At 40.0% G+C, this 25,330-nt stretch carries 20 protein-coding genes and 2 tRNA genes; 7 read left to right on the top strand and 15 right to left on the bottom strand.

Annotated features, from left to right (window positions below; all coding sequences use genetic code 11):
• Positions 1-68: 68 nt before the first annotated feature.
• The 6 genes from RQ359_RS02560 to RQ359_RS02535 all read right to left on the bottom strand — a co-directional run bounded on the left by RQ359_RS02560 (position 69) and on the right by RQ359_RS02535 (position 10,698).
• Positions 69-2,015: a class II glutamine amidotransferase gene (locus tag RQ359_RS02560; RefSeq protein WP_420856761.1), complete on the bottom strand. Its 1,947-nt coding sequence runs from the start codon at positions 2,013-2,015 to the stop codon at positions 69-71.
• Complete coding sequence (locus RQ359_RS02555) at positions 2,012-4,147, bottom strand: glutamate synthase-related protein (RefSeq protein ID WP_338117013.1); 2,136 nt, start codon at positions 4,145-4,147, stop codon at positions 2,012-2,014. The genes RQ359_RS02560 and RQ359_RS02555 overlap by 4 nt, the downstream gene beginning before the upstream one ends.
• A 475-nt stretch (positions 4,148-4,622) precedes the next feature.
• A complete protein-coding gene (locus RQ359_RS02550) occupies positions 4,623-5,306 on the bottom strand; it encodes a hypothetical protein (RefSeq protein ID WP_156016149.1) in 684 nt (227 codons plus the stop codon).
• 89 nt (positions 5,307-5,395) lie between these two features.
• Positions 5,396-5,471 (bottom strand) — tRNA-Gly (locus RQ359_RS02545).
• Positions 5,472-5,506: 35 nt separating this feature from the next.
• Entirely contained in the window at positions 5,507-6,937 is a 1,431-nt protein-coding gene (locus RQ359_RS02540; protein ID WP_054838190.1) for a hypothetical protein, read from the bottom strand.
• Between the two features lie 62 nt (positions 6,938-6,999).
• The gene (locus RQ359_RS02535; protein ID WP_156016150.1) at positions 7,000-10,698 is read right to left on the bottom strand and encodes a hypothetical protein; all 3,699 of its coding nucleotides are present in this window, start codon (positions 10,696-10,698) and stop codon (positions 7,000-7,002) included.
• A gap of 167 nt (positions 10,699-10,865) precedes the next feature.
• On the opposite strand from RQ359_RS02535, the gene RQ359_RS02530 reads away from it, so the two are divergent.
• Entirely contained in the window at positions 10,866-12,350 is a 1,485-nt protein-coding gene (locus RQ359_RS02530; RefSeq protein ID WP_156016151.1) for a hypothetical protein, read from the top strand.
• 309 nt (positions 12,351-12,659) lie between these two features.
• Here RQ359_RS02530 and RQ359_RS02525 read toward each other — a convergent pair.
• Positions 12,660-12,733: transfer RNA gene (locus tag RQ359_RS02525), tRNA-Ala, on the bottom strand.
• 61 nt (positions 12,734-12,794) lie between these two features.
• The gene (locus RQ359_RS02520; RefSeq protein WP_156016152.1) at positions 12,795-13,541 is read right to left on the bottom strand and encodes a hypothetical protein; all 747 of its coding nucleotides are present in this window, start codon (positions 13,539-13,541) and stop codon (positions 12,795-12,797) included.
• A gap of 15 nt (positions 13,542-13,556) precedes the next feature.
• Here RQ359_RS02520 and RQ359_RS02515 point away from each other — a divergent pair, with 15 nt between their 5' ends.
• Positions 13,557-14,261 (top strand): maleate cis-trans isomerase family protein, encoded by a 705-nt coding sequence (locus tag RQ359_RS02515; protein ID WP_054838914.1) that lies wholly within the window; start codon positions 13,557-13,559, stop codon positions 14,259-14,261.
• Positions 14,262-14,343: 82 nt separating this feature from the next.
• On the opposite strand, the gene RQ359_RS02510 is transcribed toward RQ359_RS02515, so the two are convergent.
• The gene (locus tag RQ359_RS02510; protein ID WP_054838915.1) at positions 14,344-14,688 is read right to left on the bottom strand and encodes a transcriptional regulator; all 345 of its coding nucleotides are present in this window, start codon (positions 14,686-14,688) and stop codon (positions 14,344-14,346) included.
• A 387-nt stretch (positions 14,689-15,075) separates the two neighbouring features.
• On the opposite strand from RQ359_RS02510, the gene RQ359_RS02505 reads away from it, so the two are divergent.
• The 5 genes from RQ359_RS02505 to pyk all read left to right on the top strand — a co-directional run bounded on the left by RQ359_RS02505 (position 15,076) and on the right by pyk (position 19,412).
• Positions 15,076-15,510, top strand: coding sequence for a GNAT family N-acetyltransferase (locus RQ359_RS02505; RefSeq protein WP_083477005.1), 435 nt, complete (start codon positions 15,076-15,078; stop codon positions 15,508-15,510).
• Positions 15,511-15,542: 32 nt separating this feature from the next.
• Entirely contained in the window at positions 15,543-15,881 is a 339-nt protein-coding gene (locus tag RQ359_RS02500; protein ID WP_054838916.1) for a YidH family protein, read from the top strand.
• Positions 15,882-15,980: 99 nt separating this feature from the next.
• Positions 15,981-16,148 carry a hypothetical protein gene (locus RQ359_RS02495; protein ID WP_156016153.1) on the top strand — a complete coding sequence of 56 codons (168 nt, stop codon included), beginning with the start codon at positions 15,981-15,983 and terminating at the stop codon, positions 16,146-16,148.
• Positions 16,149-16,152: 4 nt separating this feature from the next.
• Complete coding sequence (locus RQ359_RS02490; RefSeq protein ID WP_054838917.1) at positions 16,153-17,886, top strand: hypothetical protein; 1,734 nt, start codon at positions 16,153-16,155, stop codon at positions 17,884-17,886.
• 179 nt (positions 17,887-18,065) lie between these two features.
• A complete protein-coding gene (gene pyk, locus RQ359_RS02485) occupies positions 18,066-19,412 on the top strand; it encodes a pyruvate kinase (protein WP_240899949.1) in 1,347 nt (448 codons plus the stop codon).
• Positions 19,413-19,455: 43 nt separating this feature from the next.
• Here pyk and RQ359_RS02480 read toward each other — a convergent pair whose 3' ends face one another.
• From RQ359_RS02480 to RQ359_RS02455, 6 genes are read right to left on the bottom strand one after another with little or no spacing between them, the layout of a single operon-like run.
• Complete coding sequence (locus tag RQ359_RS02480; RefSeq protein ID WP_156016154.1) at positions 19,456-20,535, bottom strand: FAD-dependent oxidoreductase; 1,080 nt, start codon at positions 20,533-20,535, stop codon at positions 19,456-19,458.
• The gene (locus tag RQ359_RS02475; protein ID WP_054838918.1) at positions 20,532-21,158 is read right to left on the bottom strand and encodes a hypothetical protein; all 627 of its coding nucleotides are present in this window, start codon (positions 21,156-21,158) and stop codon (positions 20,532-20,534) included. The genes RQ359_RS02480 and RQ359_RS02475 overlap by 4 nt, the downstream gene beginning before the upstream one ends.
• A 2-nt stretch (positions 21,159-21,160) precedes the next feature.
• The gene (locus tag RQ359_RS02470; protein WP_054838919.1) at positions 21,161-21,367 is read right to left on the bottom strand and encodes a ubiquitin family protein; all 207 of its coding nucleotides are present in this window, start codon (positions 21,365-21,367) and stop codon (positions 21,161-21,163) included.
• A gap of 22 nt (positions 21,368-21,389) precedes the next feature.
• Positions 21,390-22,262: a hypothetical protein gene (locus RQ359_RS02465; RefSeq protein WP_054838920.1), complete on the bottom strand. Its 873-nt coding sequence runs from the start codon at positions 22,260-22,262 to the stop codon at positions 21,390-21,392.
• Between the two features lies 1 nt (position 22,263).
• Positions 22,264-23,970, bottom strand: a complete 1,707-nt coding sequence (locus RQ359_RS02460; RefSeq protein WP_156016155.1) for a glycogen/starch synthase — start codon at positions 23,968-23,970, stop codon at positions 22,264-22,266.
• Entirely contained in the window at positions 23,954-25,300 is a 1,347-nt protein-coding gene (locus tag RQ359_RS02455) for a glycoside hydrolase family 57 protein (protein ID WP_156016156.1), read from the bottom strand. Before RQ359_RS02455 ends, RQ359_RS02460 begins: the two co-directional genes overlap by 17 nt.
• Positions 25,301-25,330 lie beyond the last annotated feature (30 nt).

Genomic DNA, 25,330 nt, shown 5'->3' with positions numbered 1-25,330 from the left:
TATTTCCTAATTCTGGTTAACGGATGAAGGGGTGGGAGTTAATGATAAGTCTCTCTTATTCTTTCCTTCTACTTCTTAGGGAAAATCACGGTGAACTTCTCCTTTAGAAATTCTTCGTATTCCTTCATTTCCGGCGTAACTCCGGAGATTTCCTTGAATTCTTCCTCGTTAAGCTCCCTGTATTCATACGTTGGTATTCCTACCTTTTCTTCGAACAGTCTCATAGCATATTCCTTAGCCTTTCCCTGCATTTTCTCCATAGCTTCAATGTATTCCATCTTAGAAAGACCTTCTAGCTCATCTTGAGAAATCAAGTTATCTAATGCAAGTGCCCTCAGCAAGCGTAGGAACTCAAATCTAGGCGGCTGTAGACCAAGTTTGGAAGGACTTACCTTTCCTCTCAAGTATATTCTTCCACCTACCATTCCGGTTCCAACGAAGTTTCCCACTCTAGCGTTATTTCCTTTCACGTCCAATACTATCGTTACTCCTCCAGCCATATACTCTCCAAGATAATCGTCAACAATTCCACCAATTATCAAGTAAGGTCTCTTTTCTTGATATTCTCTCATCTGTATCCCTACCCTATTACCTGCATTTCCTTTAACAAGAATTACGCCCCCCTGAAGAGTCTGCCCTAAAACGTCCCTTGCATCACCTTCTATCAATACTTTTCCGCCATGCATTGTATCGCAACAGTCGTCCTGAACATTACCATGCACGTGAAAAGTGTTTCCGTCATTAAGGTTAGCCATGGCGTTTCCCGCAACGCCGTAAATGTGAATTTCCACTCCGCGGATTCCCTTAAATGGAAGTGTATTTCCTATGAAACGTTGTCCGTTCACGTTCTTAACTACTACCTTTCCTTTGCTGGACGTTTCTTCTATCCTGAGGTTTAGCTCTTCAGACGACATGTTGATGGCATCTATGTCGAAATCGTGGGTTTCGAAGATAGGAGGAGCAGAGAAGGACAGAACCTCTTCCTCTTCCCTACCTTTGTTTATTATTCCTTTCTTCAGGGAAGCTATGAAGTAAGATCCAGGCTTTAGAGTCCAAATTGTAGCCTTCGCTGAGACTTCTCTGATTTCGCTCTCCTCGCTAGCTACGTAAAACGCGTTCTCATCCTCGCCTATTATTGCAGGTCTGAATTTGGAACGATCAGCTATTCCAACCAAGTATATGTCCTCCCCGGAGTCGTACCCAACAATTGCGGTGAAAGGTCCGTCCAGTTTAGCGTTCCTATATAAGTAGTCCTTTACCTTTGGTAGTGACGAAGAACGACGGGACGGGTTCAGTATTATCTTCACTGCCTCCTCTATTGGAAGCCCTTCCTCCAATAACTCTTGGAAAAGGAATGCTATTACTTCGCTATCAGTTCCCACAAAACTTTCCCATCCTCTGTTTTGTAGGAACTCCACGTTTGCTCCAAAAGAGCTCACGTCTCCGTTGTGAACTATGGCAATGTTGAATGTGGAGAAAGGATGAGACCAATAAGGATAAAACCCAGGGGAGTTTGTTGGTTGCCTGGTATGGGCTAGCCACATGTCTCCCTCTAAGGCATCTACGTTATATTTTCTTGCAACGTCTATTGGATATCCCACATCTTTGAATACTGACACAGATGTTCCCACGCTATAGATCCTTCCCTTTCCTCTATTGTCATCCCATAGGACCTCGTTTATGTTTCTAATGGCTTTCTTTACTCTGTTGACGTCTCCTAACGTCATTATGGAGCAATTACAGAAGTTTCCTCTCTCGTACGATACGTTAAGCGAGGTAACTTGTAGACCGTGTTCGTTGAGCAGTCTAACAACCTTTGTGGGGTCCCCCTCAACGAAAGCTTTTATCACATAGGAATTCCCTTCTCCCAAATTGAAGGTTGCAAATCCTGCTCCCTTGTCGCTTCCCCTGTGTCTGACTCTCTCTATTGCCCTCACAACCGTAGAGCCAGGTATCTTCTTCGCTGTTTCTTTTCTTATTATGCCAAAAACTCCGCATCCGGAAGGAATCATCATAAACCACCTGCTGGCTTAACTCTCAGGATTTCCCTCGTTTTTGGGTTCAAGTTTATGGCTCTCAAAAGCTCCCTGTTTCCGGTGAGTGAAGATTGAACGCTGTATACGCCAGCAGCCCCTGCTAGAAGGGATATCTCCTTTTTCATCCCGGCTATTACATTGAATGCCCTCTCCTTTAGGTCTCCTTCGCTTCCCTGTCCTATTGCCCTTTCCAGGAGAGAATAAGAGACTATAGTGGAGTCAGCTCCGAGAAGGAGATTCTTGAAGACGTCTGCAGAGTCCCTTAGTTTGCTTGACTTAGCAATGATATCATAATAGTACCTCACTCCGTTTCTCTTTAACGTGGAATCTAATCTAGATATCATGAGCTCCAAATCATCCTTTCCTTCGTCTTCGTCCACTATGAAACCAGGCACATCCAGACCAACTAACCCTTCTACGGCGTCAAGAGAGGATGGTATTACGTAGTACCTCTCTGGAAAAGGTTTTTTGCTCCAAGAGGCAATCCCTTTCCCGTCGTAGGAGAAGGATATATCCTCAAAACCTGGATTTGTTTCGTCAGTGAAGATGGCAGAACTCAAGGCTAGTGAAGCCCAGGAAAAAGCGTTTCTGAACTTCTCTGGAGCACTAGTTATATCATATATCACCGGAAGGGAAAGGTATATTTTTCCATGATTTAGATAGAATGAAGTATCTATATCCTCCCTGTATGGATCGATTGGAGGTCTAGTAACTTGCGCACCGTCAGATCTCAACCAATCGGATATCCTTCCAGGCTTCTCTACGTCAGGAGGTGCAGTACTTCCCATGCTAGTTATTACTGGCTCTCCCTTGTTCATAAGCTCGTGAAGGTAAACTTGAATTCTCTTAGTCCAAAGTTCTCCCTGCTTAACGGGAGAGTCCTCCACACGTCCATCGATTCCCAGTATTGTCAAAGTTTCCTCGCTTAACCCGTTACCGTAAAGTAGGTCTCTTCTTCCTCTCAATTCTCTCACGTTTCTTATTCCTAAGTTGTCCAAGATGTTCATTAGCTCCAATCCGAACCCGTTGATGAAATTAGTGAGTGTCTTCACTCCAAACTCTATATCCATTTCCCTGGTTCCGTCTATCTTGTTTGTCAAAGCAGTGGGACATGATCCTATATGACACTTATGAACCATTACACAGCCCATGGCAATCAGTGCCCCTGTGCCGACGCTGACTACATCTGCTCCTAGAGCAATTAGTTTGGCAGCGTCAGTAGAGGAAGTAACTCTACCAGCAGCTATGACAGTGAACCTATCTCTGAGTCCCTCCTGTCTTAACACGTTATCAGCAGAAGCGACTGCAAGCTCAATTGGTATACCTACGTTGTCCCTAATTACTTGAGGAGTTGCGCCAGTGCCAGCTCCATGGCCATCTATGATTACTCCATCAGCGTTCATTCTGGCTATTCCAGCTACAACATAGGGGATGTAGTTAGTCGCGGCAACCTTAACGAAAACTGGTTTCCCAGTCATGTCCTTTAACGCTGCTATTCTCTGACCAAGGTCTTCTATGGAATAGATGTCGTGATGGGGGGCTGGAGAAATGGCGTCCATTCCCTCGGGAATCCTTCTAGTTAACGAGATTGGCTTCGTTACCTTCTTTCCGGGTAGATGACCTCCAATGCCGGGCTTTGCACCTTGACCAATTTTTATTACAATTCCTAATCCTGCAGTTAAAGTTTTGGCGTCAACTCCAAACCTTGCCGAGGCCCATTGTACGAATATTCTCTTATGTTTTGCCACTTCTGGATGAAGTCCTCCTTCTCCGGTACCAGCCAAAGTACCCGTCATGTCTGCAACCCTCGCTATGGTGATATTAGGATTTCCGCTCAGAGCGCCATAGGACATGTCACCTAAGTAAAGAGGCATTGACATATCTATGCCTGAAAACGAGAATGATAAGGAGGAGGTAGGATTATCCGTCATTTCGGGGTTCTTCTTTAACTTGAACTCTACCTTATCAAGTACCCTGTTTCCATTTCTTTCAAATATTCCTTGAGGTTTTCCCGTCAATGATAGTCTTCTAACATGTTCAATTTTCTCAGCAGTCCAAAGCTCGCTGTCTGTTTGACGCGGAACCGGAAGGTACTTGTTTATTATCATCACGAGAGGTCGCAAGAATGGTATGTAGATTTTCTTATATAACTGTTAATGACAAAACTTTCGAGAAGATTTGGTTAGATTTAATGTAGTTAATAGTTTTATTCTAGCAAACGAAATGGACTTACTATTGAACAAAACACTTGATTTATCAAACTTTTAGTGGGAGTCTAGATTAGGATTTTTACTTTCTTATAATTTAAACTATAATTTAAAACATGATAAATTAGATGACGTTAAATATGTATATTTTTTATATCATTTGTAAGAGGAGAACTGCGTATACTAAAATTTCCTAAATGGAGATCAAAGTAGTAGAGTTATTCGTATACATGTATTGCATGAACGAGTTTGAGCTTTTTTATTTTGTACAGCTAATTTATTTATATTAAATAAAATGAAGAGATAACAAATTCTTTAGATATAGAATCGTGTTCAAGGTGTAAAAGAAAAAGAATTGAGTTTTAACTTGGAAGTTAGCCTAGGTAAGCTTAATTTCAAGTACGTTGCCATTTCCATACCCGACTTGAATAACGTCATCTTTTTTTACCTCTACTGGTCCGACGAATACTCCTGAAGACACATAACCATTTACGTTCCCTATCCTATCTGTAAGCCATCTCAACATTTCAAAAGGTCCTCCAAGAATGAATTCTGGAGAGTCCTCTCCAATTACCTTTCCATTAACCGACATCCATGCTTGTATGGGTAACTTTATAGAATCACCTACAAAAAGCCTTCCAGCTGCTGAATCGTCTGCCAACAATTGATATGCATTTAAATTCCAAGTGTTGAACCTAGTTGAAGGTAATTCCACTCCTATGTAGGTTCCTTTCACACATTCGGGCACGGTTGCAGGATTGCAGTTCTCTGCCTTCAAGACAACCTCTAACTCAGCAAAGTTCTTTTCGAACCATAGCTCTACTTCGTTCACTTTAGTAATCATCTTCTTTGTTAAAACTCCATACATTGGTTCTTTTCCTTTGAATCTTTCTAAGTGTTCCTTTCTAACAAGTGAAATCTTATATCCTCCCAGTCCTTCATCTGCAACTAGCATCGAAGAGAAGCGTAAAAATACATCTCTAGCTTCCTCTTTTGTCACTTCAAAAGGGGGAATTGATTGTTTTCTTTTATATGCTTCGTAAAGTAGGTTGGCTTTATCCATGACTTACATTTTATGAAGTTTTCGACTAAAAGGGATTCGGAACAAAACGTACGTAGAACACGAAAATAATAGAAAGGATAAGAAAAACGTGCGGCCGCCGGGATTTGAACCCGGGACCTCCGGCTTGGAAGGCCGGCGTCCTAATCCATGCTAGACTACGACCGCACTACTAATTACGGGAAGGGGTTAAAAAAATCTTTTCACTTTATCTTTCTTAAGACCAGAACTATAGCTACTATTGCTATTATTAGACCTATTATGCCAGCTATCAGAGCCGCGTATATAAGAGTGGTTGCAGAGCTTACGGAGGACTTTAGTGAACTAACTGTGCTGTTTACGCTTGACAACTCACTCTTCAACGATGATATCTGAGAGCTTAGTGACGATATCTTTGCCTCTAGGTTTGGAACTGTAGTGGAATTTATGTTAGTTACAGTGTTATTAAGAGATATCAGTGTCTTATTTAATGACGATAGTTCGTTGGAGAGAGATGTTATCTTCGACTCTAAGCTACTTACGGTACTGTTCAGAGACATTATGCTCTTGTTAAGATAGCTAGTTGTACTCTCTAGACTGGAAATCTCACTTTCTATTTCAGATATTGTCTTATAGTAGTTGAATGTCGCTGTGACGTATATCGAATATGGCAAACTTGTGTTCATAGAGTTGTATGTAGCTGATGCCTTTATTATCATGTTTAGAGTTGTGTTTGGAGATATTGTAGGAGTGAAAGTTATATTTACTAGACCAGTGGATCCAACAGTTCCAGTATAATCTACTGTACTTCCATTGGGGAATGTAACCATTTCAGTTATCTCAGCACCTTTTGCAGGCATTCCGTCATTAACTGCCTTGTATTCTATTGTCAGAGGAATACCTTGATACACATTTACGAAGTTGTCAGTAGGTGGAGCTATACTCTGCCCGTTTTGGAATACTCCTTCCTCTACTAAAATAAATCCTGTCTTAGGCAATATTAGAGTTACAGGGAAAGTTCCATTTGATGTTACGTTAACCGTAGTGTTTTCAGTTACGTATCCTGATGCGCTTGCCTTTACTATATATGTAACTGGAACTCCGAAGTATGGTACGGTCAAACTTACTGTACCAGATGAGGTAGTAGTTCCAGACGTTACAAGCGCATTGGTTGTTGAATTAAGAACTTCTACAGTAGCTCCAATTATAGGCTCATTTGTCTCATTCTCTACGGTGACTTGTAAGGTAGCTTGTTCATAATGTGGTGGTACTATGGTTACGTTAAATGCAACGGAAGCACTGTATTGGGCATCATTTACTATTATTAAGTAAGTACCAGTTGGATTATCTCCTGATAGGATAGCTCCGCTAAATCCTCCTGTGGAGTTAGTTATCGCACCTATAGAGTTGTATAGCTTAGGTATTCCATTTTCGTAGTGATCTATAGTTATGGTAAATTCAGAGTTTTTGTATGGAGAAGTGAAGGTTAGTGTAACAGTCTGCCCGTATTGATAGACTTGGTTGTTTTGTGAGGGACTATAAATTGTAAATCCACCACCAGTTATTGTAGCTCCAGCTAATAGTCCAGTAAATGAAGTAAATATGAAAGACATTGCAACCAAAGCCATTATTATTCCGATTCTATTTACCTTCATGATTTATCACACATTTAGACATATAAATAATTTATGGAGAGAGAATTAAAAAAATTTATTCCTTACACATATGTTACATTGGCGAACTCGAGGGTTATTGGATACTCAGACATTACCGGTCCGCCAGGATAGGAATATGCTTGTACATATACTGTGTATGTATGTCCAGACGTTAGTCCGCTTATTCCACCTAGGTTGAGTGATACTGGCAGAGATACTCCTGGTGCGAAGAATGGATCATACGTGAATCCCGTAGCTACTCCGAGTACTGCGCTAGATACACTTGCATTATATCCTTCGTGAACTTCGCCTTGCATGTATACGAAGAATGGATAATTTATCACTGGAGTTACGTTAAGGTCTAGCACTAAGTTTCCAGATGTGATCTGTACTGGTTTGCTATATACAAAGGTCTCAGACATGTTACCCATAGTGCCGTTATATAGAGCAGGGTTGTGAGGTACATATACTCCGTCAGGAGATATTCTCAATGGTGCTTCGCTGGCCGGAGTTATATATACTATAGCGCTGAAGTGATCTCCTATTCCATCAGATACTTGTACAGTTACTGTGGAGTTGACAGTCTCATTGACCACTGTTCCATTTTGCAGTCTAATTTGTGGAGCTACGAAATCTTGTACTGGCAGTCCTAAGTTGAGAGTTATTCCGTTAGATACTATGCTCATATTTGGATATGGGTTAGTCGTACTTCCAGGAGTGAACTCTATGTTCAGTGGAGATCCTATGTAATATGGTGCTGCAACACTGTATCTGGGTATTAATGGTAAAGCATCACCGGAGACTTTCTGAGACATCATGTACATGTACTTACCAGTTGTTGTATTCAGCTTGTATACCGTTGCATTTGTAGTGTCAGTAGTAGAATTGTACATTATTGTGACCTTGTATCCATCGGTGGAGGTTATAGTTACCTGGTTAGTCGTTAAGTATGTTATGGAGGTTGGGTTGGTCTGAGCGTAGCTTGGATCAGTTATGTTGATTTCAGGCTGGGTTAGTATTTTTACTGGAATTCTACCTACCTCCACTTGGGTTATGCTTACTTCTTTTATGGTCGTTATTATGAAGTCAACTGTTCCGTTATGAACTGGTTTCTGTAATGTAGCATTCAGATATAACAATGTACTATTGGTGACAGTCTTTCCAGTTATGTTGTCCATGTAGGATATCTTTACTGTGCTTCCGTTAAGCTGCTGTCCAGTTACGTGTAATACTGATTCAAGTCCGGGTATGCTAATCTCTGTCGTGAATACTCCGCTGCATGATGTGTCTTCAGATAGCTCTAGGTTGGGTATTATTGAACTTAGGTTATTATTGGTTAGACGTATATTTACAGTGGTTCCGTTAGCAAAGGTTACTGTTACATTAGTTAGATTACCCACGTATATCCCTTGGGTTGCACCTGGATAGAATAGATATACTGCTGGTTCAACGCTGGTTGTACTTATCTTCAGTATTGATCCTAAAGGTCCACTATAGAATCCGTCCTTTATAGAAACGTTATAGTAGTTAGCGTATATTGGTGCGGTATGAGGAGTTGTTAAAGATGGAACTGCAGATCCATTAAAGGTTATGGTATAGTTTAGTTCATATCCCTTAGTGTTGTTGAAGTAATAGTATACTGCATAGTCAGAGTCTATATAAGATATCACTATTTTTGTATTTGCTAGCTCAGATGGTGGAATACTTACGCTGATTCCAGATACATAACTTATCCCATCTAATTGAGACTGTGTTGGTGTGACGTTGATGGATGAAGTTGGTGATAGTTGCATACTGAGGTTTAGATAGTAGAATGGAGTTGTGTTTGTTATTACGTTCACAGTCTTAGTTTCATACTGCTTAGTTGTGGAATTGTATATGGTCACATTTATTGGTTTAATAGATGGTGGCTGTGGTAATGTGAATAGTCCAGATAGAGAATTTACCAGCTTACCGTTATTGTATATGTATATGTGATATCCAGTGGAATTATAGACTGGGGGTACGTTCATATCATATAATCCGTTAACAGTAGGAGAGTTAATTGGATTTGCAGTAGCATTCGTGTATAGTACATCATCGGGGGCCTTTACTGATATATATTCCTGTCCTAAGCAGAACGGTGAGAATGAGCTAATTGTGGAGTCATTAAGTATATGACTGAACTCTGGAGGTATGACCACAGCTCTGAATGGATATACGTTAGAGAAAGGAATATTGTACTGATCGTATCCTCCTACTGTTACTACTGTGTAATTTGCCCATATTCCGAAGTCTACTAGTGCTATATAGCCTATACCGGTTGCATTTACTAATATTGGTAATGGATAGTTACCAGTGGAGTGATATCCTGCTGCCTGAAGCTCTAATATGCTGGATCCAAATCCTGTGTGCTTGTTATCTTCAATCGTATACGTAGAGAAGCTCATTGTGTAGACGTTTCCGCTCTTAGTTAATGATGCAGTTGCCTCAATTGTCACATTTACCTTATCATATAGATATGGATAGTTAGGTGTGATTGTTAAGTTTAGTATAGAAATGTTATTCAGGGGTACATTGCTAAAGTAGATGGTTGCATTCATTATGTTTTCAGTTCCCGACGCATGTCCTGTCGTTAATAGTGTAGCGTTATCGTTTACTGTTATAACGGTTGAAATATTGTTTACTGTTGGTGGGGTAGAGTTGAAATTATCAGTTGGATACGATGCGTAAGTAGTTGAGTTGCTATTTGGTGTTGTAGATACTGTTCCTACGTAACCAGTTACCTCGCTTACATTTTCAAATGCCGTAGATTTGAATAGTCCAGTTATAACAAAAGGATACATGGTTAGATTGTTGACAACACCTGGTTGGTATATTAATTTTCCACCTTGGCTATATACTTTGACGTATGGTGTATTGGTTTTACTTTGTACTACTTTGAAGTATACGGTCTGTGGGTAAGGTGGAGTATATGTTAAGTTAAGGTATAATTTGTCATAATGAGCGTTTGAATATAAAGTTGCATAATACGCAGACATGTCAGATACAATTATCGATCCATTCTGCCTTCCAGCGAATTCAGTATAAGAACTCTTGGGCATGAATCCAGCTTCCTGCAGACCGTTCTCTAGACCTATAATGGTATTCTTTGCACCTACTCCAAATGTGTAAGCTGTGCCGTTGTAGTAAATTACTATTATGTCACCTATTGATATCTTTGCTGGATCAAATACGTTTGGAAGAGCTACTTCATTTACTGATGTTACTTTAGCTACATATGTTCCGTTTATCAATGCATATATAAAGGTTCCGGCGTTGGGAATTTCACCGACGTATTCTTTGTAAGGTTCTGTAACAGAGGTTGACTCAGTTGCGTTAAGTGCTAATAGTACTGCTCCTAAGCTCGGAGAGTAGTAAGTTATATTGCTTGAATAAGGAGGTACAGCAGTTGATAATGCTTGATAAAGTGTTGTAGTTGCTATCATTGAACCATTCTGAGCGTATAGTGTAATATTAACCTCGTTCTCGAACTGTTGTAGAGCTTTTAAGGAATCTAGGTTAGTCGCATTATGAATGAATAAGTTAACTATTCCGCCTGGTAGTATTCCGTTGTAATATGGAATTATGTTCGTTGCTGGGTCAGTAAATATCGTTGATGTACAAGTGCTGCCGAACATTATAGGATATGTCATAGCCGCAGATGTGGCTAGTGGGAGAACTCCCACTAACACGGACCCTAAGAAAATGCTTAAGAGGGCTAGTCCTACTATCTTGTTCATTTGAATTCCCTGCCTTTTCACTCTGGCTAGTGCTATATATACTTTAGTATATCTCTGTATACAAAGAAAAAACACTTAAATTGAAAGAGCCAAAAACTACTATTTCTAATATATCTTGTAATACCAAGTTAGAAAAAAATTAGATATGCTTTTGATATAGTAGTTTGATGGTTGATATACAAAAAGAAGTTAAGATAAGTCAAGGTTCAGTAAGAAATACTTCAGCGTTATTATTATTTGCATTATTTTTTTTAGGCGTATTTATAGGACTGAACCTTTCGCCTCTTCATGCCTCTACCGGCTACTCAGATTTACAACTTGCTCCTTTAACAATATCTGACGTGAACGGCTATGGTTTCGTTCCAACTCAGGGAGATAATACACAGTTTCCAATACTTGTCTTAAATCAAGGAAACTCTCAAGGAAGCGGAGTGATCTATGTAAATGGAGTTGCGGTAGAAACGGTAACAGTAAAGCCTCTTTCTTATCAGGAGGTTGAATTGAATTTGCCAATAGGTAAGAACGTGATAACCTTGAACGGACATAGCTTCACGGTGAATGTAGAGAAGGTCAGTAACCAGATTCAAGGAGTTGTATACATTAATGGTAGTGATGGATTATATGAAACATCCGCATCACCAGGTCAATACTTAAGCTTTAACGTTACGCTAAAATATCAAGCAAATAACCTGACTTCGTTTCAATCTTACGAGGACTTAGAAACTAATGCGTTTTTAAACGGAGTAGAACAACCAACTTCCTTTCCATCTGCTACGCCACAGAATGAGGTGAGTGAGAACGAGTTCATAATAATTCCGCAAGGAATATCTCAAGGTTTATACTACTTCTACGGAGCATTTGATATCAATTATAATGGAAGCTTTGCAGGATACGTTCCTTATTTCGTCATAGTTAACGTTAGTTATGGTCTTTCAGGGCAAGTGGTTCCGACGTATTCTGTCATGGGTCCTAATTCCTCAATGATTTGCGTTCAGAACATAAGCGAAGGATACTTCATTCTGATGAATAATTTAGTTAATCAACAGGATCAAGTTAAAATAATCGAAGGAGGAAATAGCGGCAATTCTACGTTTACTTTCACCAACATGACATATAGTTACGCATATAATTTGCAACCAGATGGAGCAAGCGGACTAATTTACGGTTCTAATAGCAACCTGAAGTTCTATATGACAAGTTCGTTTATGGAAGTCTACGTTCCAGGCTCCGCAAGCCATGGGTTATGGATACAAGTTATAGGGCCACAATATCCTAACGGAGTCACGATATCTGTATTTTCTTCCGCAACCTCGAGTACAACTACAACCTCGTCTTCCACTTCCTCAACCTCCTCCTCAACGTCATCTTCAACGTCATCAACTACAACAGTCCCGCCCGCAACCTCCTCCTCAACCTCGAGTACAACTACAACCTCGTCTTCCACTTCCTCAACCTCCTCCTCAACGTCATCTTCAACGTCATCAACTACAACAGTCCCGCCCGCAACCTCGAGTACAACTACCGTTTCAACTTCTTTATCTACTATGCCATCGTCCTCCTCAAGTTCATCCTCTACTCCAATCTATATTGCAATAATTGTAGTTATAATAGCTGTAATTGTAGCTGGAGTAGTCCTACTTAGAAGGAAGTAAAGTTAATTCTTTTTAAAAAACTTTATATATTTCACTAAATATTTTTGACAATATGATATTCCTCCTTTCTTTTTATATTTTATATTTACAATACTAAAAATCTCGTTATCATGATCTATAATATCTTCAATTCCGCTATGGCTATTAGAATGTTTCAATTTTTACAACGAAGTCATATAGCTATCAAACTATGTGAAAAACATGGTCATTGAAACAAAGTATAGTTGAGGAAGAAATAACTTAGGTAGACAAATTAAATGACATAGTCAAGCTTTATCTTAGTAGTTGGCGTTAAAGAGCATTCTCGTATGGACCGGCCGGGATTTGAACCCGGGACCTCTCGGGTGCAAACCGAGCACTCTTCCAGGCTGAGCTACCGGCCCTCATTTTGTTGTGAGCATCGTTATTATAAAAATCTTACTCATAAGATGATTCATCATTTTCTTAACTTTTTCTTAACTTTAGATTACTGAACATCATTGCTACAAGGAACGACGAGGATTTTATGCTCTCCAACGTTGGATACAACTCCCATTCTAACTCACCGTGAGCTAGCAAGTTCCTCACGTTTATAGCTAACCTAATGGCTAAATCAGCCCTCTCATCTCTTATGAACTTACTTGCCCAAGTGAGTAGGCTTCCCTGAGAGAATGGAAATACCTCGCCATTCACTTTAACTTTGTATATGCTCCACCCTTTCTTTCTAAGGTAAAGCTTAAGTCTTCTGTAGGTCGGGTGTTTAACTTTTACCTTATGGTCCTTGTATTTGATGGTAGTCACATCACCTAGCCAAGTTGTATATAAACTTCTGAGCCCCATCTCCAGGATTAAATATGTCTCTAACGTGGTAACGTGCCTTAAACAAGGGAATTCAATCAACTTGATGGCGGACCTCTGTATTTCAGCGACTTTTTCTGGCAAATCCCATATTAACTGTCCTTCACCATAAACGAAATAAGGAATGTTAGCTAGGAAAATACCAATTGCACTACTCTTTTTACTCTTTATTTCAAACTTACTCTCGCCGATTATGGCGAAATGCTTGTCTCCTTCCTTCATTACATCGAATTTGAATCCGTCTAGAACCTCTTCCAGTAATTGCTGATCACTCTTCTTCCAGTATTGAAAGAAATCCTTTACCGTTGACAGCAACTTCTTCTTGTACACTGTAGGAGACTTTTTACTTCTCATACTTAAACTGTTTCTATGCCAGGAGGAAGAGGTAGGATAGGAGTAGTCATTCCAGCAGGTAATGCCGCTATGGAATATGACTTGTGGAAGATGGCTCCAGATGGGGTCACTATTCACTTCACTAGAATGAAGCCGACCAAGGGATGTGAACCTACGGATGAGACGCAGTTCGAAAGGGAATTAAAAGAAGTGTTTTCCCTCTTGGACGACGTTGCTGAGGCGATAATTTACGGTAGGACTTATGGCACCCATAAACATGCCCACGTAATCAAGAGAGTGGCTACAAAACCCTTGGTTCTTCCAGAGGAGGAAGCAGTTAACACTCTAAGGACACTTGAGGCAAGAAAAATTTTCGTTGCTACTCCTTACATTCAGAAAAGAACCATGGAAGAAGTGAATTTCTTTAAAGAAAACGGATTTGAAGTGACCGGTTACGACGGTTTAAACAAGGTAAGGGGAGTAGACATATCAAACACAGCAGTGTTTACGATTTATAGGCTTGTAAAGCGTAATATTGAGGCTGTAAGAAAAGCCGATGCTGTATATATTGCTTGTACTGCGCTGGCGACGTATGAAGCATCAACTTATCTACACGAGGATTTGGGCATTCCTGTGGTAACCGAGAACGCGGTGGCAATGTTAGGAGCTCTAAACAAAATAGGAGTGAAGTTTTCTCCACCAGGTTTCAGCGTTTGCACCCGGAGATCACAGATCACCTAGTCTGGAAACTCATCATTGCATAGAATTAATAATTAAAATAAAAACAAAGAAAGGAAAAATTTAATGTCGAAAGGAATAAAGCTCACCATTCATAAGGGCAAAGTTGCTTCTCTTTTAATATTTTTCTTCTGGCGTAACTGCAAAGTATACATAGGTTATATGTCTCTTCCTTCTTAGTTAATACTTTTTGTGCATACTCTTTAACGATCCCCCTGAACTCTTCGCTTTCCTCTAGTTTCTTTGTAAGTTCCGTATTTCCCCTTTTCCCGTGAAGGTAATAATTGACATCTGCAGTGGTTATATCAAAAACCTTAGCTATTTCAGCTTGGGTCATTCCACCTTCGTTTAGATATCTTATAAGTAAAACCTTAACTGCTGGTATTACGTCCTTCGTAGCTTTCTCACACGGGATAACTATTCTACCCATAATTAACACACTTTTTTATATGATAGTTTTGTGATCTACGGTTTTAAGATTAGCTTAGTAAAATTTCATTTATTGGATACAAGAAGACAATAATCTTCTTGAACAGAGTTAAACTTAACTTCAGATATCTTACGGTAAACATGTAAAAAGAACAAACTGTACAAATCAAAGTATTTTTAAACATTAGCTTAGAAGGCAAACACTTTAAACATGAAAGGGAAAAATAATAAAATGGGAGAAGGGAGGGTAATTTAAATATTTTATGGTGTGATATGCCATATTTGGCGTGCATGTATACCTTGTAATGAGGTAAGTCTGTCTTTTCACATTATTTTCCCAAATCATTATTTGACAAAAACATTTTCAGGTTATGAAAGAAAATTAGATGTGGAACTTAAAATAAGAAGGGCGTCTATGTCGGATCTTCCGCACTTAACGGAACTTTACGGATCCCTGAACGATGACGATCTATATATGAGGTTCTTCATTTATCATAGAGTATCTGAGGAAGAAGTTAAGAGGATACTTGCTCAGGAAGACCATGTGACGTTGCTGGCTGAACGTGATGACAAGATTGTAGGAGAAGGATCCCTTTTCACTAACGGAGAGTTCAGCTTAGTGGTAAGAAGAGAACATAGAAGAATGGGAGTAGGAACCAAAATTGTAGAGTCGCTAATTGAGGAAGCCAAAGCTAGGAGAATTAAGATGCTAATCTTCTACACTCTTCCTAACAATTATCCAATGATAGCAATAGGAAGAAAGCTAGGTTTCACCCTTAAATTTGATGAGGATGAAGTAATAGGAACAAAGGTTCTGTTATAGATTTTAAGCAGTTCTAAAGACATTTATCTTAGATGACTTCGGCGTCAGACCATCTTGCCAACGAGAGGACCTTCCTGGCTTGGATAAGGACCGGGATAGCGCTAATTGGATTCGGTTTCGTTATAGCTAAGTTTGCGATCTTTCTGAACTTAATAAAGGGCACCAAGGGCGTATCAATCTCATCTTCCGTAATCTACGGGGAAGTCCTGATCTTCATGGGGGCAATTACAATAGCCTATGGGCTATACTCTTACGTGGAAGTGGAAAAGGATCTTCAAGAGGGAACCTATAGGTCAAGGAAACTTGAGAACGGAATCTTCGCGGGTTCCATTATAATCATTGCTTTGGTCATGTCGTTCTTGCTACTTTAAAGTGAAAAAAAGTGAATTTTCACTCAAGCTTATCCTTAGTGATATAACCCTTTCATATATAGTGAAAAGACTTTAAGTTAAATGTGGAAAGTCATTTCGATGAAGTTTGATACCTTAATTGATGTAGCATTACTTGTAACCTCAGTTGTGTTGATATACGTCTCCATGGCTAGTACTGGCAACGCAGTAATATTTTACTCTTATGCTATCTATCCCCTCTTTGCCTTTATAGTTCTCGTATTAATCGTTATGACAAAGGGGCGTTAGTTTTATGGAGGAAGAGAAGAGACTCCTTAAAGAGATAGTATATATAGCAATTGTGGTTGTGATATTTCTAGTCATACTTAGAAACTTGATAACCTCGCCTCCTTACTCTATGCTGGATACTGAACCTCCTCCTCCTTCTCCGTCCTTTCCACAGTTCTTTTCTCCCTCAAATTATGGAACATTTGGCGAAATATCACCTTCGTCCCTTCTTGAGTTCGCATTCACGCTTCTAGGTACCCTTAATGCAGTAAAGATAGAAACTATATTGCCATTCATTATAGGAACTCTAGCTTTTCATTTTATGTCAAAGGAAGTTTACGTAGGACCAAAGAAAATCACACAATTAACGCGGGCTTACAAGAATTTTGTAATTTATGTTTTACCTTTCTTCTTTGTTATAAATCCCATAAACTCGACCTTTCTCTATTTGGGCGACAGCCCCGGTATATTGTTCGCATCGTCCTTCATACCTCTTGTGTTTCTGTTTTCCTATAAACTACTGAAGGAAACCACTTTGAGGAACTTCGCCCTCCTGTCAATTTTTACCGTCGTATCCAACTTGGTTTACTTTGAAGGTTTTCTATTCTCTTTTATATTTGAGTTTCCTATTCTTTTATTATCTTTATTACAGAGAAAATTTAGAGTATCTTATCTCCTTATAACTTCCATTGTGATATCATTCATGTCGGAACTTTCCGAAGAACTTTATACATATCTTGTAGTAGTTCCTTCTGTATCTGCACCATTTAAAATAACGTATGATATTTTCATTTATTCAGTAATTGTTTTTTCAATTATTGTCTCGATTGTTTTATTGACGTGGAATTTCAGGCTATCTAAGGAAAAAACGAAGGACATGACGATTCTTTCTTTGATTCTAACCTCTTCGCTCGTTATGTTTCTGTTTCTCTTTCTATTACACTATCCGATTAAATTGCCCTTGATAGGCTCATTGATCTTGACCATTACAACGTTTCCGCAGAAGGTTTTCCTCTTTTCTTTCGAACTCATACTTTTAGCTTTACCTTTCTTCAGGTTTACTTGGTTAGTTTTCCTGATAATCTTGATTAGCGTCTTCTTTCCAACTTATTCTCCCTTGAACTCTACTTATCAAGAGCTATCCTTTTCCACAACAGGCCATGAAGTTATACCTCAGTTCTATCAGGTTTATGGGTACCTTGAATCCAAGGATCCGTATTATCTAATAGTTCAGCCAGACCGATGCGTTATACCCACCAGACTATCGTTCCAAACATGGCCTGGATTCGTGGATTTAGCGTATTATAACTCTCAGATAGCCCAAATGACGGAGAATTCGTCTTATGGAATAAAGTACGTTATAACGTTCTCTCCTATAAACGATTCCAACCTAACTTTAATAACGGTCTTCAAGGGTGACCCCTCTGTTTACTTATACAAGAATAACTTATATCAAGGTTTGATCCTTTATCCCAATGGTACTGGAACTGGAGGTAATTTCAGTATAGAAGGAGATAAGATTATAATTAACTTGGGTAATAATTACACCGGCAATGTAATTCTTCTTTTCCATCATTCGTATTTCTGGGACACTAATAACTATCATAATTTAGTGGAGGTATACGTTGAGAATGGAAGAGGCACGGCTTACTTTTCGTCTTACTTCTCATTTCTCTATATTACTTTATCTATCTCAGCAATTTTCTTTATTTTACCATTTATAATGCTTTTATACTCATTTATTAAAAAGAAGACTTGAAGGATAGAAAGGATAATAGTGTCGAAGCGATGGATAACGAAAGAAAAAGGAAAAATATAATGATAATAATATGATGCATTTCATCGTCAGAGTTCTAAATCTACATAAATTGTGCACTTTTCGGAAGACTTAGTCGAGGTTAAACCTAGCTTATAAAATCCCACGTTTTTATAATTATTATGATAGACAAACTGATGGATAATGTGAAGACTAAGATCGTTGTAACTCTTGGTCCTTCATCCATAGATAAGGTTCAAGAAATTGCGAATTTCGTTGACATATTTAGAATAAACTTCGCCCATGGAGATGAGGATTCTCACAAGCTTTACTTCGAAAAAGTCAGGAACACTATGTCATCAGTTCTAGTTGATCTTCCTGGACCCAAATTGAGGATAGGAGAGCTTAAGGATAAGTTAATTTTGAGGAAAGGAGACGACGTTGTCTTTTCTCAAAGCGATGGAATACCAGTTGAGGATCCCCTATTTTATGAGGCAGTTCAGGAAAATCACGACATTCTCCTGGCTGATGGAACAATAAGGGTCAGGATAACCGAAGTTGAAAAGGATAAGGTTAAGGGAAAGGTATTGGAGGGAGGTACGTTAACCTCTAGAAAGGGTATAAATATACCAGATGCTAAATTGAAAGTAGGTTTAACCGACAACGACGTTAAGCTTATGAAGGAAGCAATCAACTTAGGAGCTGACTTCATAGGGTTATCTTTCGTTTTGAGTTCAGAGGACGTTAAGAGAGCCAAATCAATAGTAGCAGATAGAGCGTGGATAATTGCTAAAATAGAAAAGAAAGAAGCCGTAGATAGAATAAAGGAAATAGTTTACGTTACAGACGGAATTATGGTAGCTAGAGGAGATCTTGGCGTAGAGATAGGTCTTCAAAACTTGCCAATAGCACAGAGAAGAATAATAAGGCTCTCCAAGGTTGCAGGTAGGCCTGTAATATTGGCAACTCAGGTCTTAGAATCCATGGTAAACAGCCCAATTCCAACAAGGGCAGAGGTTATAGATGTAGCTAACTCGATCGTTCAAGGCGTTGATGCAATCATGTTAAGCGATGAGACGGCAGCGGGGAACTTTCCCATAGAGAGCGTAAAATACTTGCACGATACGATTAAGGCTGTAGAACCTCATGTAAGATCTAGAAGACCGAAGGGAACTAACAACGAGGACGACGCAATAGCTTTGGCTGGAGTCAATGCTGCAGACGTATCCTCAGCAGTTGCAATAGTGGTACATAGCAGAAGCGGAAGTTCAATAGTCAGGGTATCTAGGTTGAGACCTAAACAGCCCATAATAGGTTTGTGCCCTGACGAGAGTCTTGCTAGGAGACTTAGATTATGCTGGGGAGTGTCTCCGATAGCAATACAAAAGGCAGAGAGCGTCAATGAGGTGATCGAATTAGCTGAAAGAAACTTGATCAAGGACTTAAAGGGTAAAATAGTTCTTCTTGGAGGAGACCCAGCACAGGAGGAGGGGAAGACGAACTTCCTCATGATTATGGATAAGACTTAGTCTTCTTTTTCTACATGCGCTTGCTTGTAGGGCACTATGTTTTTTATTCCTTGACAAATCTTGAAAGATAACCGTAATCTTTACGTCTATCATAAACTAAGTCCGCAGCTGCCTTTCCTATTGCTGGGGCGTAGCTCCATCCTAGCCTACACGCTCCTGTGGAGATTATCACGTTTCCTACTTTTCCAAGAATTGGGAATCCGTCTGGGGAGCAAGGTCTGAATCCACTTTTGATGTCAATGATCTCCTCAATTTTTATTAAATCTGAAGAAGAGTTCAAGATCTCCTCCCTTCTATCTTGAGCGGAAAAATCTGCGTCAAAGCCTCCTGTCAACTTTACGTGATCGTCTAAGGGTGAAATTGCTATTCCTCTTTTAACGTGAACGAAAGGATAGTTTAACACTGGTTTCCCCTTAACTCTGAATCCAACTCCTCTAAAGGCCGTAAGCGGAACTTTTATGAATTCCCTAGAATTCACGCCTGCGGTTACTATTACAACATCATATTTCCTGGTTCCTATTTTACCTTCCTTTATATGTGATACTTCCTTTTTAACTACCTTAGCGTTTATTTCCTTTTTCATTCTCTCTATAAAACTCTCAGTGGACAGCCTTGAAAGTTCTGGAAAAAATATGCCTCCAGCGAATCCCTCAATGTCCACTTCCTCAAACTTGTTCTTGAAAGGAGATTTCCTTTCCTCCTCCAGACCCTTTTCCAAGTCCTGCGTTGAAGAGTAAACTTCAAGCAAACCGTCCTCCTTATACATGAAGTCGTTTCTCTCCTCTGCCATTCTCTTATACTCGCTTAAAGAAAACGCAGCCATTTCTCTTACTGTATCCCAAGCATCCTGCGGAGGTTTTCTTTCAAGTTCTCTTAAAAGAGTTAAAAGCCAAGACTTGTCAACTTCCTTTAAAGTTGTTACTCCTTCCTTTCTGAACTTCAACATCTTCTTTATCATGGAAAGAGAATTTATTTTGTCAAATCTGTAAGGTTCAATTAAACCTGCAGCATGGACTGAACCAAAGCCTAATTCCTCTTTTTCGAAGATCGTGACTTCCTCTTCCTTCAGATAGTACGCCGCAAAAAGACCTATAATCCCTCCTCCGATTACGGCAACTTTCAACTGAGTTCATGAATAATTTTCTCAGCTTCTAATTTAACTTTGCTATCCTCCTTAGTTAGCTCCTGTAAATACGGCAACATGTTCCTTAATTCTTCCTTCGAGAAAAGCCTCGTTGACAACGCGTTTTTCCAAGCCGTGACCCTTATAGAAGCCTTCTCAGCCTTCAACAAGTTCATGTAACGCGGTTTGTCCTTTTCAGTGAAGATACCCTCTTTGACTAGCTTCTGAAAGAGCTTCCAAGCCTTCTTCCTTATTGTGGGATATCTGCTTTTTAACAACCTCCAATACGAGTCCCTTACGCTGTAAATGTAACCCCAGTCCACTATTCCCTTCTCAACCAGAAGGTTTACTCTCTGCCAAGCCGACCACTTTATTGTGTCGGATCTAGCTTTCAACGTCCTCTCTATCCCTTTTACGTTAAGGTAAACTAGCAAGTCAAGATGGGACCAAGCGTCCTCCCTGATTCCCTCCAAAGAATTCCAAAGTAAAGATCTGAGATATAGCCTACTCTTTATCAATGGGAACAAGTTGTCATTCTTCATTCTTTCTACAGCGTTCCAAGCATTCTTTCTCTTCCTTGGATCAGGGTCCTTCAATGATGATAAGATTTCCCTAACCGACATCCTTAACCACCCGTAGCTACAAGGTAAACCGTGAGGAAGTCCCCATCCTTTACCTTATCGTCTTCAGGTATTGGGATTTCTCCCCTTACTACTACCGACCCCTGAGGGATGTAACCGATCTTCTTTAACACTTCCCTGACGGTTGAACCTTCGTCTATCTCCACTTCAATGATCCTAGATTCCTTAATCAGATTAACTGTAACTTTCATAATTGTCTAAATTTTCTTGTAGCTAAAAGTTTACGGATTTTCCTGTATCAATTAGATTTCTTAATGTCTTCACAGCTTCCTCAAGTTCGTTTTGGTCTTCAGAATAAGCCGATAAGTTGTTTGAATAGAAACAAGGTCTCTCAGAGTCCAATCTCAGTTTTCCGCATATTCTGGTCCTGGCGAATCTACCTTTCTTGATTTCTTCAATGGAGAAGTTTTTGTATACCGATATAACTCCCTTCTTGGTTACTATGTTTCCCATGAACCTTCCCTTTATTACGTCTGCTACGGTAATGTACGCTGACAATTTGACGTTATCTGCCCTTCGCATTATTGGTATCATTAGAGGATTAGCGTCTATGTATCCCTTGTCGAAGTCAACCTTAAGCCTTGTTTCCTTACATTCTACGGATTCAACGATGATCTCGGTTTTCGAGGCTTTAATAACGTCTTCCCAGGATACATCGCCTGCCTCTATTGAGGCTTCCTCGAATAGAGCTACTGTATGCCCTTCGATTGATATACCAATCTTGTAAAGCTCCGTATCGTAAGTTAAATCATCTATTTCGCCGGAAAACAGCTTTCTGGTTAACGAGTTCAATTCTTCCTTAACTTCTCCTGAGCTTCTTATGACTCTAAATGATCCGAAGCCGTAGGCAGGAACATACATCATTAAGTACCCGTTTATATAAACTGTGTGATTGCCTACTTTACCCTCACGAAGGGCGGAGAAAAGTTGCTCTATGGAATTCATGTCTAGACCTTCCTCTAACGTGATCTCGAATCCTCTTCCCTTGACTATCCTCTTATTTTCACCCTCAATTGTGAAAATTGGAGGTTTCTCATTATAGACGTAAGCTTGATCCTTCAACATTCCGTTTGAGCAAACTTCCATATTAGAAAGATGAAGTGGCTCTATATTTAGCCATGTTAAGAGCCTTCTTGTAACAGTCTAAGACTGAGTTAGTAACAGACCCCCAAGTGAATTTCTCCTCTACCCTCTTTGATGCATTGTTTCTAACTTTTTCCCACAGATTAACGTCGGCTTGTTTCACGGTTCTTAACCTAGATAAATGGCTAGGATCCTTGGTCTCTGTCCCTTCAGCTAAGTGAAGGGAATCCATTATGGCGATAGCTAAATCACCGATGCTCTCTGGAGTTACTAACATTCCAGTTCCGTTTTCCTGATCTGCCCTTAGATCTATTACACTTTCCCTTAGACCGCCAACTGCGTAAGCAATAGTAGGCGTGCCAACCGCCATAGCCTCTATTGCGTTTATTCCGAAGGGTTCCCATCTTGACGGAACGATGAAGGCGGACGAAATGTAGTGGAATACCTTATACATGTTATAATCGAATCTGCCAAGAATCAGCCTGACATTATCCCTCAGTTCTGAAGCTCTGTCTATGAGATCCTGCATCAGCCCATAATCTCCTATAGGAATTCCTAAAGCTATTAGCCTTGCGTTATGGACTTCATTAACAACGTCCTTCATAGCTCTAAGTAAGAGGTCTAGTCCTTTCTGGAAGGATAGCCTTCCAGTGAAGAGCAGCATCGGTCCCTCCCCCATGTCATCGAAGGTCCAGTCATCTCTTATACCTAGAGAACGTCTGGCGTTCCACAGCATGTTTCCAGTAGTATAGTCGTCAGGAATCACCTTAAGATTGTGCAAGGAGGAGAGCAACTTAAGTCTGCCTTCCCTTCTATCCGTTGTGGATAAGGCTTTCTCAGTCAAAGACTGTGCTTCTTTTACGTTCCAATCAGTACCATTATATTCGACGCAACTCTTATTCTCTATCCAGTTCCCCACGAAGTTATATACATCGTATGTGAGATAACTGTAGCTTACTGTAGACACAACGTCTGCTTCATAACAGCCAAACTTTTCTATGGAGCCTTGAGCTAGAGTGTCCCAAACGTAGGAATACTTCATCAGGGAATGTTTGGAAACCATCCACACATAATGGTAACTGTCTTCTAACCCGCTCCAATCTACTGAAGGGTAATGCCACGGAGCCGAAACCTTGTTTAGCAAATGTATTGTGAAAACCATGGGTATAACTACTCTCCTATCTTCGAGCACTTGTTTCAGCTTTACGGCTCCAACCACTGAGTGCCAATCGTTAGCGTGGACTAAATCAGGCAAATTGTCAGGCATATAGTGAAATACCAGCCTTTCTATTCCCTTAGTAAAGAGAGAAGACTTCTCCATGGCGTTCTCGTAAATGTTCCACGAGTCCAAGATCTTACCTGTATTGTAGTCAAGTCCCTTAACCATGATCAATTTAAAACCGTCAAGTTTTCCCTCCTCAAAGCCTACCTTATAGTGGTAATACTTCCCATCAATTCCACGTCTATCTCCCTCTGCAGATATCCCCATATCCATCAATGACAGCATCGATCTGTAGTTCCCGTTCATGTGCCTACCGTGCGATGGCATGATTACAGTTACGTCGTATCCTCTGGTCGCCAGTTCCTTGCTGAGATAATAAACTACGTTCCCCATCCCACCTACTCCGGCAATCTTGAACAGCTCAAAAGAAATGAACCAAAGCTTCTTTACGTCATCAGGTATCCATATTGACTCAATTCTCTTGAGCATCGTCTAACCACCTCCTCAAGTTAGCCTCGTGAGATTTAAACTTGGGTTCTCTCTTCAATATCTCCATGAACTCCTTCTGATTCCAAGCAACGGAAGAGCGCTTATCCATTGAAGTGAAGAAGTACGGCTCATTCTTCACGTTAAGCTTGTGTAGTTCTTCGTCAAGGAATACATTGATGGCAAAGAACTCATTGATGAATGCATCTATTGGAGATCCGAAGGCGTTAAAATAAGAGTGTACTTCAGCAGGTCCTCCTTCTCCAAGGAACATGTAATAATAATTGTCACTAGTAGTGAAGTACTTCCACAACTTCAATCTCTCCTTTCCAAGTTCCTTTGATGGCATTTCCGATCTTCTCACCATATCATCGTAAGCCCACTGCATTATGTTACCCAGCCAACTGCTTTCGTCCTTTCTTATATCAGCCCAAGACGTAGTCCCCTGGAACTCAAAGTTATCATAAACGTCTTTTGAAACTTCCTTAGGAAGAGTCATAGAAACTCCCTCTCTATTAAGCGAGGAGGGAAGCCACCTCAGGAACTCCAATATTCCCGTTGACTGATCATGATGCTCCCCAAACGTTTCGTAATCAACGAATATTAACCCATTCTGTCCCGGGGTGCTCTTAACCCAACTGGAGAACTTATCTGCAGTCAACGGGTATTGATCCCAAGCCTTATTGGAAAATCTGAACGCTATATCATCACTGAGTCTATAATTCCTGAAGAGAATGGAAACATCACTATCCTTGTGTTTATAAACGTAGTTTGGATTCTTTCCTCGTAGTTCCCTCTCTATCCCTTCACTGAGTATAGCGTTGAACCCCATCTTTCCAGCCTCATCTATGATCCTGTTGTTGGTCAGTAGTTCTGTGTTCTCAAAAGTCCTAGGCGTCTGCTTAAAGTAGGATCTTATCAGTTCTGCGTGTTCCTTGACTTGATCCCTCCATTCGGTCAAGTCCTCCCACATAGACGTCACTGAATGGTAATACGTTTGAGCCAAGAATTCTACATTATGAGTATATGATAACTGTTGGAACAGCTCTATTACGTCCCGACCCCATTTCTCAGCTTGTTCCAGAAAGGTTCCACTTATTGAAAAGAAGAACTTTACATCCCTGCCTTCCTCTTCACCCCGCTCAATTTCCTCCAGAATTATGCTCGTTGCAGGAACGTAACATCTCCTCCTTACCTTCTCGAAAATTTCCCTGTTAACCTTCATGTCAATAAATCTCTCCTCCAAGTATCCTCTGTAAATTGGATTCCAGAACATGTCCCTCCTTATTCTGAAAGGTTGATGTACCTCAAAGCCTACAGTTAATTTGTTCATGACTGTTTATATGTGGTTATCGATTATTAA

It is taken from the genome of Sulfuracidifex metallicus DSM 6482 = JCM 9184 (assembly GCA_032834875.1).
Taxonomy (GTDB): domain Archaea; phylum Thermoproteota; class Thermoprotei_A; order Sulfolobales; family Sulfolobaceae; genus Sulfuracidifex; species Sulfuracidifex metallicus.
The sequence above is the reverse complement of the archived record's forward strand: the minus strand, read 5'-3'. Positions and strand labels throughout refer to the sequence as shown.